The 15,775-nt window shown below is 74.6% G+C and carries 13 protein-coding genes; 5 read left to right on the plus strand and 8 right to left on the minus strand.

The genetic code is table 11. The features are described from left to right. Positions 1-121: 121 nt before the first annotated feature. From ACLQ20_RS05600 to ACLQ20_RS05615, 4 genes are all read right to left on the minus strand, one after another. Positions 122-1,507: an MFS transporter gene (locus tag ACLQ20_RS05600; RefSeq protein WP_425854433.1), complete on the minus strand. Its 1,386-nt coding sequence runs from the start codon at positions 1,505-1,507 to the stop codon at positions 122-124. Between the two features lie 125 nt (positions 1,508-1,632). Continuing rightward, positions 1,633-1,926 carry a hypothetical protein gene (locus ACLQ20_RS05605; protein WP_151454581.1) on the minus strand — a complete coding sequence of 98 codons (294 nt, stop codon included), beginning with the start codon at positions 1,924-1,926 and terminating at the stop codon, positions 1,633-1,635. Then, the gene (locus ACLQ20_RS05610) at positions 1,916-2,173 is read right to left on the minus strand and encodes a DUF6364 family protein (protein WP_132230932.1); all 258 of its coding nucleotides are present in this window, start codon (positions 2,171-2,173) and stop codon (positions 1,916-1,918) included. Before ACLQ20_RS05610 ends, ACLQ20_RS05605 begins: the two co-directional genes overlap by 11 nt. Positions 2,174-2,224: 51 nt before the next feature. After that, positions 2,225-2,920: a class I SAM-dependent methyltransferase gene (locus tag ACLQ20_RS05615; protein WP_425854436.1), complete on the minus strand. Its 696-nt coding sequence runs from the start codon at positions 2,918-2,920 to the stop codon at positions 2,225-2,227. Between the two features lie 233 nt (positions 2,921-3,153). Here ACLQ20_RS05615 and ACLQ20_RS05620 point away from each other — a divergent pair, with 233 nt between their 5' ends. The 5 genes from ACLQ20_RS05620 to ACLQ20_RS05640 all read left to right on the plus strand — a co-directional run bounded on the left by ACLQ20_RS05620 (position 3,154) and on the right by ACLQ20_RS05640 (position 10,737). Then, positions 3,154-5,187, plus strand: coding sequence for a molybdopterin oxidoreductase family protein (locus ACLQ20_RS05620; protein ID WP_425854828.1), 2,034 nt, complete (start codon positions 3,154-3,156; stop codon positions 5,185-5,187). A gap of 37 nt (positions 5,188-5,224) precedes the next feature. Further along, positions 5,225-6,664, plus strand: coding sequence for an FAD-dependent oxidoreductase (locus ACLQ20_RS05625; protein WP_425854438.1), 1,440 nt, complete (start codon positions 5,225-5,227; stop codon positions 6,662-6,664). A gap of 67 nt (positions 6,665-6,731) precedes the next feature. Beyond that, positions 6,732-9,257 carry a nitrite reductase large subunit NirB gene (nirB, locus tag ACLQ20_RS05630; protein WP_425854439.1) on the plus strand — a complete coding sequence of 842 codons (2,526 nt, stop codon included), beginning with the start codon at positions 6,732-6,734 and terminating at the stop codon, positions 9,255-9,257. 46 nt (positions 9,258-9,303) lie between these two features. Then, on the plus strand, positions 9,304-9,648 hold the full coding sequence (gene nirD, locus ACLQ20_RS05635) for a nitrite reductase small subunit NirD (protein WP_425854830.1): 345 nt from the start codon (positions 9,304-9,306) through the stop codon (positions 9,646-9,648). Beyond that, the gene (locus ACLQ20_RS05640) at positions 9,649-10,737 is read left to right on the plus strand and encodes a uroporphyrinogen-III synthase (RefSeq protein ID WP_151454586.1); all 1,089 of its coding nucleotides are present in this window, start codon (positions 9,649-9,651) and stop codon (positions 10,735-10,737) included. A gap of 28 nt (positions 10,738-10,765) precedes the next feature. Here ACLQ20_RS05640 and ACLQ20_RS05645 read toward each other — a convergent pair whose 3' ends face one another. The 4 genes from ACLQ20_RS05645 to ACLQ20_RS05660 form a co-directional block, all read right to left on the minus strand. Continuing rightward, the gene (locus tag ACLQ20_RS05645; RefSeq protein WP_088998389.1) at positions 10,766-11,389 is read right to left on the minus strand and encodes a GTP-binding protein; all 624 of its coding nucleotides are present in this window, start codon (positions 11,387-11,389) and stop codon (positions 10,766-10,768) included. After that, positions 11,370-11,735 carry a DUF742 domain-containing protein gene (locus ACLQ20_RS05650; protein ID WP_151454587.1) on the minus strand — a complete coding sequence of 122 codons (366 nt, stop codon included), beginning with the start codon at positions 11,733-11,735 and terminating at the stop codon, positions 11,370-11,372. Before ACLQ20_RS05650 ends, ACLQ20_RS05645 begins: the two co-directional genes overlap by 20 nt. Positions 11,736-11,822: 87 nt before the next feature. Further along, complete coding sequence (locus ACLQ20_RS05655; protein WP_067359650.1) at positions 11,823-12,230, minus strand: roadblock/LC7 domain-containing protein; 408 nt, start codon at positions 12,228-12,230, stop codon at positions 11,823-11,825. Continuing rightward, positions 12,227-15,400, minus strand: a complete 3,174-nt coding sequence (locus ACLQ20_RS05660) for a sensor histidine kinase (protein ID WP_327029586.1) — start codon at positions 15,398-15,400, stop codon at positions 12,227-12,229. The genes ACLQ20_RS05655 and ACLQ20_RS05660 overlap by 4 nt, the downstream gene beginning before the upstream one ends. Positions 15,401-15,775: the final 375 nt, after the last annotated feature.

Here is a 15,775-nt window from a genome sequence, read left to right on the forward strand (position 1 = left end):
GTACCTCAGGCGGCACGCCTCTGGATGTCGTACAACAGCAGGCAACGATACCCGCCGCCCCGTCGGCAGGTCAAAACGGGGTACCGCCCCCGCCTGGCCCCATGAGGATACATGGCGGCGGTCACACGCCGGTCAGCCGGCGCGGGCCCGGCCGCAGGTAGACCAGCCAGGTCACCCCGAAACAGAGCGCGTACGCGACGATGAAGGCGACGTACGCCGCGTCCGCGCTGCCCCCGGTCAGGAACGACTGCCGGAAGGCGATGTTCACCAGCACCCCGCCGGAGGCCCCGACCGCCCCGGCGATGCCGATCACCGAGCCGGTCATCCGCCCGGCCCGGCGCTGCGCCGCGACCGCGTCCCGCCGACCGGCGGCCACCTCCGCCGTCGTCCGGGCCCGGAAGATCGCCGGGATCATCTTGTAGGTCGAGCCGTTGCCGATGCCCGAGAAGACGAAGAGCGACAGGAAGCCGAGCAGGTAGAGCCCGAAAGACCGCTCCCGGGCGGCGTGGAGCACCAACGAGGCGCCGGCCGCCATCGCGACGAAGTTCCAGAAGGTCACCCGGGCCCCGCCGAGGCGGTCGGCGAGGTGCCCGCCGACCGGCCGGACCAGCGAGCCGACCAGCGGGCCGAGGAAGGTGAGCCAGGCGGCGTCGACCGGGGTCGGGAAGCGCTCGGCGAACTGGAGCTGGAGCACCTGGCCGAAGGCGAAGCAGAAGCCGATGAACGAGCCGAAGGTGCCGACGTAGAGCAGCGACATGATCCAGGTGTGCGGGTCGCGGGCCGCCTCGCGCAGCGCGCCGGGCTCGTTGCGCGCCCCGGAGATGTCGTCCAACCCGCGCGCCGCGGCGAGCGCGGCCAGCACGATCAGCGGCAGGTAGACCGCCGGCACCAGGCGGGGGTACGCGGCCCCCGCCGTCGCCAGCACCGCCAGCCCGACCAGCTGCACCGCCGGCACGCCGAGGTTGCCGCCGCCGGCGTTGAGCCCGAGCGCCCGGCCCTTGAGCCGAGACGGATAGAACAGGTTGATGTTCGCCATCGAGGAGGCGAAGTTGCCCCCGCCGACGCCGGTCAGGCAGGCCAGCACCATCAGGGTGGAGTAGGAGACGCCGGGCTCCAGCAGCACCGTCATCGGCACGGCCGGGACGAGCAGCAGCAGCGCGCTGACGATCGTCCAGGTCCGCCCGCCGAAGCGCGCCACGGCCAGCGTGTAGGGCAGCCGCAGCGCCGCCCCCAGCGCCGCCGGCACGGCGGTGAGCAGGAACTTCCCCGCCGGGTCGATGCCGTACTCGGGGCCGAGGAAGAGCACCGTCACCGACCAGAGGCTCCACACGGAGAAGCCCACGTGCTCGGCGAAGATCGAGACCCGGAGGTTGCGGCGGGCGACCGGCGCCCCGGTCGTACGCCAGAAGTCGGGGTCCTCGGGCCGCCAGTCGTCGATGCGGTGCCGGCGGCCGGCGGCCGGCGGAACGGCCTCGGCCGGGGGTGCAGTGGGGGCCAGTGTGCTCACGGCGACTCCTCCTCGTCGGGTGCGACCTGGAGGAACGCTAGGAATCCGGGATTACCCCGGGGTGCCCGTCGCGGGTCGGGCGGGAAACGGAGACCGCACCGGCGGCGGATGCCGACGGTGAGATGTCAGAGTTCCTGGAGGATCCGCAGTGCCCGGCCGACCCTGAGCATGGTCCCGGTGTCGGCGACGTCCACGCACTCGGTGAACCACTTCTTCATCGGCGAGGAGATCCGGTCGGGCATCACCACGTACGCGCCCATCGGCACCGCCAGGGGCGAGTCGCGCAGCAGCGCCTCCTCGACCACCTCGACCACGATCACGATCGGCACGTCGGTGGAGTTGTAGACGTCGGAGCTGATCACCAGTCCGAGCCGTTCCCGGGCGCCGTCGATGCGCCAGACCTCGCCCCTACGCAGCACGCGGGCGCCCGCCGAAGAGCGCGTCGTCGACCATGCCCACCTCGCGGGCGTCGGCGAGGGCGGCGGCTTCGAGGTCGAGCCCGGCCCGGCCGACGGCGGCGGCGTGCGCGGTGAAGACCTCGCGCAGCGCCTTCTCCCGGGCCGCCTGGTCCATCCACGCCGACAGGGAGAGCCCTTCACGCTTGGCGAACCGCCGGGCCTCCTCGATCGTCTCGTCCGAGAACGACAGGGTCACCTTGGCAGTCATGCCGTGGAGACTACCCACCGGTATGACCGGCAGTCATCCCGTCGGCCCCGACTATTCGCGTCGGCCGCCGAACACGGCAAACCGCCACTGCTTGAAGAAGCAGTCGACGTCGACCAGGCCGGCCTCGGCCAGCCAGCGGCACTGCGCGGCGACCGGCGCCGGCCGGTCGTACGCCATCCGGCCCTCGGCGGCGGCGATCTCGTTGGCGTCGGAGCCCAGCGCGGCGACCTGCCCCAGCCACACCTCGTGGTACCGCCGGTCGAGCGCCGGGGTGGGGCCGGCGACCTGCTCGGCGTTGACGAAGACGCCGCCGGGTGCCAGCGCCGCCGGCACCCGCCGGTAGAGCTCGCGCTTGCCCGCGTCGTCGAGGTGGTGGATGGCCAGCGCGCTGACCACGGCGTCGTAGCGGCCGGCGGGCAACTCACCCGCCAGGTCGGCCCGGACCGTCCGGTGCGCGACGCCGCGGGAGCGCAGGTGGTCGGCGGCGACGGCGAGCATGGCCGGCGCGGCGTCGACCAGGGTCAGCCGGATCCCCGGCACCGCCGCGGCGAGCAGCAGCGACAGCAGCCCGGTGCCCGCGCCCAGGTCCAGCACCTCCGGGGTACGCCCCGCGGCGAGCGCGGCCCGCAGCGACGGCGCGGCCACCTCGACGGCGGTGCCGTAGAAGGCGTCGAAGCAGGGCACCAGGCGCCGTCGGGCCTCGTCGTAGCTGCCCGCCACCGCGTCGAAGGCCTCGGCCACGTTCATCGCGCCTCCCAAATGTCAGGATTGCTGTCCCATATTGTAAACGCGAGCCGGCCCGGTGCCCGCATGCGGTGTGAGCGGCTCTTGACAGGACCGAAACAGACGGGACCCGGACCGGAAATCGCCCCCCGGCACGCTTTGCCGACATGACAGACGGTGCACACGCGGCGACCGGACCGGGGCGGACGCCCCGGGAGGTGGCGACGCACTGCCCGTACTGCGCCCTCCAGTGCGGGATGACGCTGCGCGAGGAGGCCGGCCGGGCGACGGTGCTCCCCCGGCAGTTCCCCACCAACCGGGGCGGCCTCTGCCAGAAGGGCTGGACCGCCGCCGAACTGCTCGACCACCCCGAGCGGCTGACCACCCCGCTGCTGCGGGACGCGGCCAGCGGCGAACTGCGCCCGGCGAGCTGGGCCGCCGCCCTCGACCGGATCGTCACCGGCCTGCGCACCGTCCAGCAGCGACACGGCCGCGACGCGGTCGCCGTCTTCGGCGGCGGCGGGCTCACCAACGAGAAGGCGTACGCGCTGGGGAAGTTCGCCCGGGTGGCGCTGCGCACGAGGCACATCGACTACAACGGACGGTTCTGCATGTCCTCGGCGGCGGCGGCCGGGATGCGCGCCTTCGGCATCGACCGGGGCCTGCCGTTCCCGCTGGCCGACCTGGGCCGGGCCGACACGCTGCTGCTGGTCGGCGCGAACCCGGCGGAGACCATGCCCCCGCTGGTGCGCTGGCTGACCGAGCAGCGCGAGCGCGGCGGCCGGCTGATCGTGGTCGACCCCCGGGTCACCGCCACCGCCCGCCAGGCCGACCTGCACCTGCAACCCCTGCCCGGCACCGACCTGGCGGTGGCGAACGCGCTGCTGCACGTCGCGCTCACCGAGGGCTGGATCGACCGGGAGTACGTGGCCGCCCGTACCACCGGCTTCGAGGCGGTCCGCCGCAGCGTGGCCGGCTGGTGGCCGGCCCGCGCCGAGGCGCTCTCCGGGGTGCCGGTGGCCGACCTGGAGGCGACCGCCCGGGCCCTCGGCACCGCCGAACGCGTGATCATCCTGACCGCGCGCGGCGCCGAGCAGCACGCCAAGGGCGTCGACACCGTCACCGCCTTCGTCAACCTGGCGCTCGCCCTCGGGCTGCCCGGCCGCCCCGGCTCCGGCTACGGCTGCCTGACCGGGCAGGGCAACGGGCAGGGCGGGCGGGAGCACGGGCAGAAGGCCGACCAGCTCCCCGGCTACCGCAGGATCGACGACCCGGCCGCCCGGGAACACGTCGCCGGGGTCTGGGGGGTGCCGGCCGACGAGCTGCCCGGGCCGGGCGTGCCGGCGTACGAGCTGCTGGACTCGCTGGGCACGCCCGACGGGCCGAAGGCGCTGCTGGTCTTCGGCTCCAACCCGGTGGTCTCCGCACCCCGGGCCGCCCGGATCGAGGGCCGGCTACGCGATCTCGACCTGCTGGTGGTCGCCGACTTCCTGCTCTCCGAGACCGCCGCGCTCGCCGACGTGGTGCTGCCCACGGCCCAGTGGGCCGAGGAGGACGGCACGATGACCAACCTGGAGGGCCGGGTGCTGCGCCGCCGCGCGCTGCGCCCGTCGCCGCCCGGCGTCCGTACCGACCTGGAGATCCTCGCCGACCTCACCGCCCGCCTCCGGGGTGGTGCCGGTGGGGCGGACGCCAGCGATCCGCGGGTCGTGTTCGCGGAGCTGCGGCGGGCCTCGGCCGGCGGGATCGCCGACTACGCCGGGGTGAGCTGGGAGCGGATCGACGAACGCGACGGGGTGTTCTGGCCCTGCCCGGCCGAGGGCGGCCCGGACACCCCCCGGCTCTTCGCCGACCGCTTTCCCACCCCCGACGGGCGGGCCCGGTTCCACGCCGTGGAGCACCGGCCGGCGGCCGAGGAGGTGTGCGCCGAGTACCCGCTGCACTTCACCACCGGCCGGGTCCTCGCGCAGTACCAGTCGGGCACCCAGACCCGCCGGGTCGCCGCACTGCGCCGGGCCGCCCCGAACGCGTTCGTCGAGCTGCACCCCGACCTGGCCGGGTGGCTCGGCATCGACGACGGCGAGCCGGTGCGGGTGGTCTCCCGTCGGGGCGAGTTCTGCGCGCCGGCCCGGTTCAGCACCGCGATCCGGCCGGACACCGTCTTCGCGCCGTTCCACTGGGGCGGCGGCGCGCGGGCCAACTCGGTCACCAACGACGCCGTCGACCCGGTCTCCGGGATGCCGGAGTTCAAGATCTGCGCCGTCCGGCTGGAGAGGGTGGAGCAACCATGAGCGAGCGAATCGTCCGGCAGGGCCCGGTGACGCGGCCGTGAGCGAACGCGTCGTGATCATCGGCAACGGGATGGCCGGTTCCCGGCTGGCCGGCGAGCTGCACGCCCGGGGCGGGGACCGGAAGGTCACCGTGCTCGGCGCGGAGCCGCACCGGGCGTACAACCGGATCATGCTCTCCACCCTGCTGGCGGGCAAGGTCGGCGAGCCGGACGTGGAGCTGGCCGAGGCCGCCGGGCAGGGCGTCGACCTGCGTACCGGCGTGACGGTCACCGCCGTCGACCGCGCCGCCGGCACGGTCCACACCGACGACGGCGACCGCGTCGCGTACGACCATCTGGTGCTCGCCACCGGGAGCCGGGCCGTGGTGCCGCCGCTGCCCGGGCTGGCCGGGCCCGGGCTGCCGGAGCGGGTGGTGCCGTTCCGCACGCTTGACGACTGCCGCCGGATCCTCGCCGTGGCCGACGGCGCGCGCAGCGCCCTGGTGCTCGGTGGCGGGCTGCTCGGGCTGGAGGCGGCCCGCGGGCTCGCCGCCCGGGGCCTCGACGTGGGCGTGGTGCACCCGGTGCCGTACCTGATGGAGCGGCAGCTCGACCCGGCCGGCGCGGCCGTCCTGGCCGGCACGCTCGCGGGCCTCGGGGTCACCACCCACCTGGCCGTGTCGGCCACCGGGGTGGTCGCGGACGCCGACGGGGTCCGCCTCGACCTGGCCGACGGCCGATCACTCGCCGCCGACCTGCTGGTCCTCTCCTGCGGGGTACGCCCCGACACCGCCCTCGCCCGCGCGGCCGGGCTGGCCGTGGAACGGGGCGTGCTGGTCGACGACCGGTTGCGCACCAGCGACCCGCGCATCTCGGCGGTCGGCGACTGCGCCCAGCACGACGGCAACCTCACCGGGCTGGTCGCCCCGGCCTGGGCGCAGGCCCGGGTGGTGGCGCAGGTGCTCACCGGGGAGGACCCGCAGGCCCGCTACCGGCCCCGCCCGGTGGTGACCCGGCTCAAGGCGACCGGCATCGATCTCGCCGCGATGGGTGACCCGGGCGACGGCGGGGCCGGCGAGGAGCTGACCTTCGCGGACCCGTCCCGGGGCACGTACGCCCGGCTGCGCATCCACGACGAGCGGCTGACCGCCGCGATCCTGCTCGGCGACAACCCGGCGGTCGGCACGGTCATCCAGCTCTTCGACCGGGGCCAGCCGGTGCCGGCCGACCGGCGCTCGCTGCTGCTCGGCCGGGCGTTCGGCGCGGCGGCAGCGGCGCCCGCCGCGACGCCGGCCCTGATGCCGGACGCGGCGACCGTCTGCCAGTGCAACAACGTCAGCAAGGGGGCGCTGGTGGGCTGCTGGCGTGCCGGGGCCCGGACGGTCGACGCCGTGGTCGCCGCGACCCGGGCCGGCACGGGGTGCGGCGGCTGCCGGGACGCGGTCGCCGGCATCGTCGGCTGGCTGTCCGAGGTGGATTCGGCGGAGGTGCGGTCATGAGCGAGCGAATCAACAAACTCAGTGCGACGGTGCCTCATGACGGCACGCAGCGGAGCGGAGTGCGGTCATGAGCGGGCGAATCAGCAGGTTGGTCGTCGTCGGCAACGGCATGGTGGGGCAGCGCTTCGTCGACGCGCTGCGCGCCCGTGACCCCGGGGGGCGGTGGCGGGTCACCGTGCTCGCCGAGGAGAGCCGCCCGGCGTACGACCGGGTGCGGCTCTCGGCGTTCTTCGACGGGGTCGGCGCCGAGGAGCTGAACCTGCACACCCCCGACGACGGGGTGGAGCTGCGCCTGGGTGAGCCGGCCACGGAGATCGACCGGGAGCGGCGGCTGGTGCGCACCGCGACCGGCGAGCACCCGTACGACGCGCTGGTGCTGGCCACCGGCTCGTCCGCGTTCGTGCCGCCGGTGGCCGGCGCGTCCCTGCCTGGGGTCTTCGTCTACCGGACGCTGGACGACCTGGAGGCGATCCGGGAGCACGCGGCGGGCCGGCGGACGGGGGCGGTGATCGGCGGCGGACTGCTCGGGCTGGAGGCGGCGAACGCGCTGCGGCTGCTCGGGCTGAACACCAGCGTGGTGGAGTTCGCGCCCCGGCTGATGCCGGTGCAGGTGGACACGGCCGGTGGCGCGATGCTCCGCCGGTACGTCGACGAGCTGGGCGTGACCACCCGCCTGGGCGTTGCCACCACCGCGATCCGGTCCGGCCCGGACGGCACGGTCGCCGGGCTGGAACTGGCCGACGGGACCTTGCTCGACGCCGACCTGGTGGTGGTCGCGGCGGGCATCCGGCCCCGCGACGAGTTGGCCCGAGCGGCCGGTCTCGCCCTGGGCCCGCGCGGCGGCGTACTGGTCGACGGCGCCTGCCGTACCGCCGACGAGCGGATCTGGGCGGTCGGCGAGTGCGCGGCGGTCGACGGCGTCTGCCACGGCCTGGTCGCCCCCGGGTACGCGATGGCCGAGGTCGTCGCCGACCGGCTGGTCGGCGGGGCGGCCACCTTCCCCGGCGCGGACACCGCCACCAAGCTGAAGCTGCTCGGCGTGGACGTGGCCTCGTTCGGCGACGCGCACGGCACGACGCCGGGCTGCCTCGACGTGACGTTCACCGACCCGGCCACCCGGGTCTACGCCAAGCTGGTCCTCTCCGACGACGCGCAGACCCTGCTCGGCGGGGTGCTGGTCGGCGACGCGAGCGCGTACCCGACGCTGCGGGCCAGCGTCGGCGGTCCGCTGCCCGGGCCGCCGCTGGCGCTGCTCGCCCCCGAGGGCGCGGCGGGCGCGGGCGCCGGCGCGCTGCCCGCCGCCGCGCAGGTCTGTTCCTGCAACGCGGTGACCCGCGCGGACGTGGACGCGGCGATCGCCGGCGGCTGCGCGGACGTGCCGGCGCTGAAGGCGTGCACCCGGGCGGGCACGAGCTGCGGCTCCTGCGTGCCGATGCTCAAGCAGCTCCTCGACGCGGCCGGCGTGCGGCAGTCCACCGCCCTCTGCGAGCACTTCGACGCCAGCCGGCAGGAACTCTTCGACATCGTCCGGGTCCGTGGCATCCGCACCTTCTCGCAGCTCGTCGCCGAGCACGGCCGGGGCCGCGGCTGCGACATCTGCAAGCCGGTGGTCGCCTCGATCCTCGCCTCCCTCGGCACCGGGCACGTGCTGGACGGGGAGCAGGCGTCGTTGCAGGACACCAACGACCACTTCCTGGCCAACCTGCAACGCGACGGCAGCTACTCGGTGGTGCCCCGGATCCCCGGCGGCGAGATCACCCCGGAGAAGCTCATCGTGATCGGCGAGGTGGCCCGGGACTTCCAGCTCTACACGAAGATCACCGGCGGGCAGCGGATCGACCTGTTCGGGGCCCGGGTCGACCAGCTGCCGCAGATCTGGCGCCGGCTGGTCGACGCCGGCTTCGAGTCCGGCCACGCGTACGGCAAGGCGCTGCGCACGGTGAAGTCCTGCGTCGGCGAGACCTGGTGCCGGTACGGGGTGCAGGACTCGGTCGGGCTGGCCGTCGCCCTGGAGCTGCGCTACCGGGGGCTGCGCGGCCCACACAAGATCAAGTCTGCGGTGTCGGGCTGCGCCCGCGAGTGCGCCGAGGCGCGCAGCAAGGACTTCGGCATCATCGCCACCGAGACCGGCTGGAACCTCTACGTCGGCGGCAACGGCGGCTTCCGGCCCCGGCACGCCGACCTCTTCGCCACCGACCTGTCGACGGAGGCGCTGGTCCAGCTCATCGACAGGTTCCTGATGTACTACATCCGCACCGCCGACCGGCTGCAACGCACCGCCGCCTGGATCGAGGCGATGGAGGGCGGGCTGGACCACCTCCGCGCGGTGATCGTGGACGACTCGCTCGGCCTCTGCGCCGAACTCGACGCCGCGATGGCCCGGCACGTCGACGCCTACTCCGACGAGTGGCGCGACGTGCTGGAGGACCCGGTCCGGCTGCGCCGGTTCGACTCCTTCGTCAACGCCCCCGGGGTGCCCGACCCGTCCATCACGTTCGCGCGCGAGCGGGGCCAACCGGTCCCGGTGGGCCCGGCGCAGGCCGGCGAGGGCCGGCAGCCGGTCACGCTGGGCATGCCGGAGGTGCGGCGATGACCACCACGACGCCCCGACTGCCGGAGGTACGGCGATGACGATCACGATGCCCAACCCGACGCGCACCTGGACGCCGGTCTGCCCGCTCGACCGGCTGGACCCCGACCGGGGCGTCGCCGCGCTCGTCGACGGCGTGCAGGTGGCCCTCTTCCGCACCGCCGACGGGCTGTTCGCCCTCGACAACCGCGACCCGGTCGCCGGGGCGTACGTGCTGTCGCGGGGAATCGTCGGCAGCCGGGGCGGGGTGCCGACGGTCGCCTCGCCCCTGCACAAGCAGGTGTACGACCTGCGCACCGGGGTCTGCCTGGACCTGCCCGGCGTCGCCGCGTCCCGGCACGACGTGCGCTGCCGGGACGGCCTGGTCGAGGTGCGGCTGCGACAGGAGGAGTGAATGCGCGACGAACTGGCGGGCTTCACCATCGGGGTGACCGCCGACCGCCGGCGGGACGAACTCGCCGCGCTGCTCCAACGGCGCGGCGCCCGGGTGGTGATCGCCCCGGCCCTGCGGATCGTGCCGCTGGCCGACGACACCGACCTGCGGGAGGCCACCCGGGCCTGCCTGGACCGGCCGCCGGACGTCCTGATGGCCAACACCGGCATCGGCATGCGCGGCTGGTTGGAGGCGGCCGAGGGCTGGGGGCTGGCCGAGCCGCTGCGCAACGTCCTGGCGGACGCGTACGTGGTGGCCCGCGGGCCCAAGGCGCGCGGGGCCATCCGGGCCGCCGGCCTGCACGACCAGTGGTCACCCGACTCGGAGAGCTGCGACGAGGTGATCGAGCACCTGTGCCGGCGCGGGGTGGCCGGGCAGGTGGTCGCCATGCAGTTGCACGGCGAGCGGCAGCCCGAGTGCACGCTGGCGCTGGAGGCTGCCGGGGCCACCGTGATCGAGGTGCCCGTCTACCGCTGGGCGCCGCCGACCGACCCGGCCCCGCTGCACCGGCTGATCGACCTGGTCGCCGGCCGGCTGGTCGACGCGGTCACCTTCACCTCGGCCCCGGCGGCCGAGGCGCTGCTGCGCGCCGCCGGGGACCGCTCCGAGGCGGTGCTGGACGCGTTCCGGGGCGACGTGCTCGCCAGTTGCGTGGGCGCGGTCACCGCGGAGCCGCTGCTGCGGCGCGGGGTGCCGGTCAGCGCGCCGGCCAGGGCCCGCCTGGGCGCCCTGGTCCGGACCATCGTCGACGAACTGCCTCGCCGGACGGTCACCCTGAAGGTGGCCGGTCACCTGCTCACGCTGCGCGGGCACGCCGCCGTGGTCGACGGCGAACTGCGTCCGCTCGCGCCGGCGCCGATGGCGGTGCTGCGGGCGCTGTGCGGCTCGCCGGGTCGGGTGCTGTCCCGGACCGCCCTGCTGCGTACGCTGCCGCGCGGCGCCGACGAGCACGCCGTGGAGATGGCGGTGGCCCGGCTGCGCGCCGGGTTGCGCGCGCCCCGGGTGGTGCAGACGGTCGTCAAGCGCGGCTACCGCCTCCGGGTCGACTGACGCGACCCGGAGGCGGGAGCCGTCCCGATCAGCCGACCGGCGCCGGGTAGCCCCGGCCGTGCTCGGCCTCGAGGCGGAGCATGGCGTGCTCGACGACGGTCACCAGCACCTGCTTGACCGCGTCCCGGTGCCGGGCGTCGGTCAGCACCAGCGGCACGTCCGGCGAGATGGCCAGCGCCTCGCGGACCTCCTCCAGCTCGTACTGCGGCGCGCCGTCGAAGCGGTTCAACGCCACGACGTACGGCAGCCGGCGGTTCTCGAAGTAGTCCAGCGGCGCGAAGGCGTCGGTGATCCGGCGGGTGTCCACCAGCACGGCCGCCCCCACGGCGCCCTTGATGATCTCGTCCCACATGAACCAGAACCGGGTCTGGCCGGGCGTGCCGAAGAGGTACAGGATCAGGTCCTCGGCCATGGTGATCCGGCCGAAGTCCATGGCGACCGTGGTGGTCTGCTTCCCCGGCACCTTGGACGGGTCGTCGATGCCGACACCGGCCGCGGTCATCACCGCCTCGGTTCTCAGCGGGGTGATCTCCGAGATCGCGCCGACCAGGGTCGTCTTGCCCACGCCGAAGCCACCCGCGACCACGATCTTCGCGGAGATGATTCCCCGGTTTCGGCGGGCCCCGGCGGGGTCATAGCCTGCGAAGTCCACTTAGCACCCTTCCAAGGATTTCCATCCGCTCCTCGAACCCCTCGGCGGGAGCGGCAGTGTGTAGCGTCAGCAGGCTCTCGGCCACCATGTCGGCGACCAGCACCCGGGTGACGCCCAGCGGCATCCGGGTGTACGCGGAGATCTCGGCCAGCGACTGCGCCCGGCCCTCACAAACGTTGGCGATGCGGTGCTTGTCGTGCCCCGCGAAGCGGGCCTCCGCAGCCTGGGTCGCGCTGGCCGTCAGGACCGCCTCCAGGGCGATGTCCATCCGGGCCTCGGTCCGGCCGCGGGTGACCGCGTACGGCCGTACCAGCGCACCACGTGGGTCCACGCGCCGTTGGTCCATCGACGATCACCTCCTCTCCCGGCCGGGCCCCTGGTCGGGCACCGGATCCTCTCGTTCCTGGCGACGCACGTCCGCGCGTCGCGCCCGCTAGGACCGCACCGCGTCCCGGGGCAGCGGCACCAGCGCCGCACCGACCCGCTCGACCAGCAGCGCCATCTCGTAACCCACCTGACCGACGTCGCAGCTGCGGGCCGCCAGCACGGCCATCGACGAGCCGTCGCTGATCGACATCAGGAACAGGTAGCCGCTGTCCATCTCGATGACCGTCTGGAGCACACCGCCGGCGCTGAACATCCGGGCGGCGCCCTCGGTCAGGCTGACCACGCCCGAGGTGATCGCCGCGAGCTGGTCCGCCCGGTCCGCGGGCAGGTCCCGCGAGGAGGCGAGCAGCAGCCCGTCGGCGGACACCGCCACCACGTGGGCGATCCCCGCCACGCTGTCGGCGAAGTTGGTGAGCAACCAACTCATGTCCTGCATGGCCGCTGGCCTGTTCATCGACTCGTCTCCTTGGTCGAGGTGCTGTCCTGGTCCGTGCCGGCCGCCCGGCCGCGCTGCACGCCGCGGTGGTAGGCCGACAACAGGCCCCGAACTTCGTCCGGGGTACGCCGGCTGCGGTCGCGGCCGCTCCGGGGTTCGATCCCGCCGGGCACGAGCTGTGCCTGCGGCTGCCGCTTGGGCAGCCCCGAGCGGGTGGTGCCGGCGGTGGCGGGGGCCGCCGCCCGGCTGGCCCGGGTCCAGCCTTCGTCTGCCGCCGTCCGCCAGGCGTCCGTGTCGGACGCGGGCGCCGCCGGGGGCGGGTCCGCGACCGGCGCGGCGGGGGGCGCCGCAGGGGGCGCGGCGGGAGGTGTGGCCGGCGGGGCGGGTCGCGCCGCGGCCGGCGGGGTGTACGACGGCGGTGCCGGCTGCACGGGCAGCGGAGCGGTGTCGGTGCTGCCCGGCGTACGCGTGGGCAGTCGGGGCGCGCGGGGCTGTGCCGGTGCCGGCTGGGCGGCGGCCGGCTGGGCGGCGGGTGCTGCGGCGCTGGGCGCCCCGGCGGCCTGCTGGGCCGCGGCCGACTGGCTGAAGTCGGGGCGGGTGAAGATGGCCGTGGCGTCGTTACCGTGCGACCGGAACCACACCGCCTCCATCTCCCGGAAGATCGGTGCCTCGGCCGGCAGTTCGGCGCGCGGGGTGATCGGCGCGGCGGGGGCGGGCGGGGCCGTGGCGGCCAGGCCGGCCCCGAGGCCGCGGCCGGCGCCCGGGTCGGTGCCGAAGCCGGTCTCCCGGGCGGAGCCGGCGAACCCCGCCGACAGCCCGGTGGCCGGCGAGCCTGCGATCGGGCCGACCGGCAGCGCCGGAGCGCCCGGCGCTTGCGCATCCCCGCCGGGGACGCGCTTGGGCAGCGCGTCGACCGTGGGGTACGCGACGGTCGGCGTACCGACCGAGGGGCCTCCGCCGGCGAAGGAAGGCCGGGTCGGGGGTGCCGCCGGGGGCGGCGACATCAGGCCACCGGCCTGCACCGGGGCTGCGGTGTCCCGCGCCTGCTCCGGGGCCTGCCACGGCGTCGGGGCGGCGGACCGCCACTGGTCGGTGAGGGTGGCCGAGGCGGTACGCCCCGCGCCGGCCGGCTCGCCGAGGCCGGCCGGGGTGAGCGGGTTCTGCTCGACCGCGAGCGGCTGCCGGGGGCGGGTGATCTGCTGGTCCCGGCTGTGCACGGGCGGCAGCACCACCGTCGCGGCGGGGAGCGTCACCTGGGCGACGGTGCCGCCCTCCACGTTGCGGCGCAGCTCCACGCGGATGCTGTAGCGGGAGGCCAGCCGGCTGACCACGGCCAGACCCATCAGCCGGAACGCCGCGACGTCGACGCTCGGCGGGGCGGCCAGTCGCCGGTTGAGCGAGTCGAGCTGGTCGTCGGTCAGGCCGAGGCCCCGGTCCTCGACCTGGATCAGAACGTAGTCCCGGATCCGTCGGGCGTCGGCGACCACGGTGGTGGTCGGCGGCGAGAAGCGGGTGGCGTTGTCGAGCAGCTCGGCGACGAGCCGCACCACGTCGTTGACCGCGTGTGCCGCCACCGAGATGTCGGTGTCGACGGTGCCGAACTCGATCCGGTTGTAGAGCTCCACCTCGGACTGCGCGGCCCGCAGCACGTCCACCAGGAGGGCGTCGTCGCGGCGCGGCACGGCGGAGTCGGCGCCGGCCAGGACGAGCAGGTTCTCGTCGTTGCGGCGCATCCGGGTGGCGAGGTGGTCCAGCTCGAAGAGCTGCGCGAGCCGCTTCGGGTCCTCCTCGCCGCGCTCGATCGCGTCGAGCTCGCCGATCATGCGGTCGACCAGGGTCTGACTGCGCCGGGCCAGGTTGAGGAACATCGCCGAGACGCTGGTACGCAGCGCGGCCTGCTCGGCCGCCACCCGGACCGCCTCGCGGTGTACGACGTTGAAGGCGAGCGCGACCTGGCCCACCTCGTCGCGGTTGTTGAGCTGGATCGGGTCGCGTACCTGCCGGACGATCTCCTCGACGCCGCCGTCGCCGACGTTGCCGACGTTCTGCAGCCGCTTGACCGCGTCCGGCAGGTCGTGGTTCGCCACCGAGAGGGCGCCCTCCCGCAGCCGGCGCAGCGAGTGGTTGAGCGAGCGGGCCAGCACCACGGCGAGGGTCACCGCGACGATGAGGGTCAGCAGCACCAGCGCCGTCTCGATGAAGGCCTGCCGGATGACGTCCGACCGGGCCTGGTCGGCCTGGCTGAGCAGCCGGTCCTGGAGCCGGATCTCGGCCCACCGCATGAGGTCGTTGACCGCGCCGATGGCGGCGGTGGCGTCCTGGGCGGTCACCGGCGAGGTCTGCCCGACCGAGCGGGTGATGTCGGCGGCCACCCGGTCGGCGAGGGTGACCGCGTCACCGGAGACCGTGCTGTCGACCAGGGCGCGCTGGGTCGGGTCGGCGGCCAGGGAGAAGGCGACCAGCGCCTCCTGCTGGCTGGTCAGCGTGGCCACGAAGGAGGAGAACTGCTCCTCGTCGAGCTTGCCGGCGACGAGGGCGGTGTAGACGACCGACTGCTCCTCGGCGACGGCCGCCTTGGCGCGGGCGAACGCGGCGACCGCGCGCCGGGCGTCCGAGAGCCGCTCGTCGCCGGGCAGCTGGGCCAGCCCGTCGCCGTACGCGACCAGGTCGGTGATGATGACCCCGTAGCGGAGCGCCGCCTCGGCGACCGCCATCTGCTGGCGGTCCAGCACCTCCTGCCGGGTGCTGGCGAGCGTCTCCAGGTGCTCGTCGATGGTCGCCAGCCGCTCCCGTACGGCGGCCGGCACCTCGCCGACCCGTCCGCGCTCCGCCCGGTACGCCTCGACCCGCTCGTCGGTGCTGCGCACCCGCAGGTTGTAGGCGTCGGCCTTCTGCTGCGGCGTCGACAGGAAGGCGGCGGCGGCCATCCGCTCGGCGTGCAGGTCCTGCGTCAGCGCGGAGACGTCGATGGAGAGCGCCGTCAGCGCCCGGGCCTGGTTGGCGTCGAAGGTGTTCTCACCGACGGCGACGAGTCGGACCGTGGCCAACGCGAGCACCGCGGCGACCGGCACGACCAGGATCAGGGCGAGCTTGGAGCGGATCCGCACGTCGCGGAGCCGGGGCAGCCGACGCCGCTTGGGCTGTTCGGTGTCGCCACTCGCGGGCAGGGTCGTCGGTCCGGTGCTCACGACATCGCCTCCGTCGTTTCTTCCACGCCTGCCCCGCCGACTCGCGCCCGGTGCAGCGGACTGCGCCACACGCGGCACGGCCGCGATTTCATCAGAACTGATCCTGTTTGGGAAGTCGCGGCGGGGTAGGAAACGGTCTGAGGGCTCGCATCCCGTGATCCGGTCAACTAATACCTTCAATTCTCCATGCCCGTGAACAGGGCATGTAACTCCAGAGTGGTCATCCGTGTCGTATTAGTAAGCGTTTGCAAACTTCCCGTTGCCCCACCATGTGGGATACGTGTCCCGAAACGCATCCGAGGCTCCGCTTGACCGCGGGGCGCGGCGTTGGCAAGGTTTTGCAGGCTTCGCGCACACCGTACGGCAGACCGATCC

The sequence above is a fragment of the Micromonospora sp. DT46 genome (genome assembly GCF_049841735.1).
Lineage (GTDB): Bacteria > Actinomycetota > Actinomycetes > Mycobacteriales > Micromonosporaceae > Micromonospora > Micromonospora reichwaldensis.

What these genes read in the sequence shown, in the direction of transcription:
- nirD (WP_425854830.1), top strand. Translation starts at nt 9,304, where the DNA reads ATGCCCAACCCGACGCGCACCTGGACGCCGGTCTGCCCGCTCGACCGG.
- ACLQ20_RS05615 (WP_425854436.1), bottom strand. Translation starts at nt 2,920, where the DNA reads ATGAACGTGGCCGAGGCCTTCGACGCGGTGGCGGGCAGCTACGACGAG.
- ACLQ20_RS05620 (WP_425854828.1), top strand. Translation starts at nt 3,154, where the DNA reads ATGACGCTGCGCGAGGAGGCCGGCCGGGCGACGGTGCTCCCCCGGCAG.
- nirB (WP_425854439.1), top strand. Translation starts at nt 6,732, where the DNA reads ATGAGCGGGCGAATCAGCAGGTTGGTCGTCGTCGGCAACGGCATGGTG.
- ACLQ20_RS05655 (WP_067359650.1), bottom strand. Translation starts at nt 12,230, where the DNA reads ATGAACAGGCCAGCGGCCATGCAGGACATGAGTTGGTTGCTCACCAAC.
- ACLQ20_RS05650 (WP_151454587.1), bottom strand. Translation starts at nt 11,735, where the DNA reads ATGGACCAACGGCGCGTGGACCCACGTGGTGCGCTGGTACGGCCGTAC.
- ACLQ20_RS05610 (WP_132230932.1), bottom strand. Translation starts at nt 2,173, where the DNA reads ATGACTGCCAAGGTGACCCTGTCGTTCTCGGACGAGACGATCGAGGAG.
- ACLQ20_RS05640 (WP_151454586.1), top strand. Translation starts at nt 9,649, where the DNA reads ATGCGCGACGAACTGGCGGGCTTCACCATCGGGGTGACCGCCGACCGC.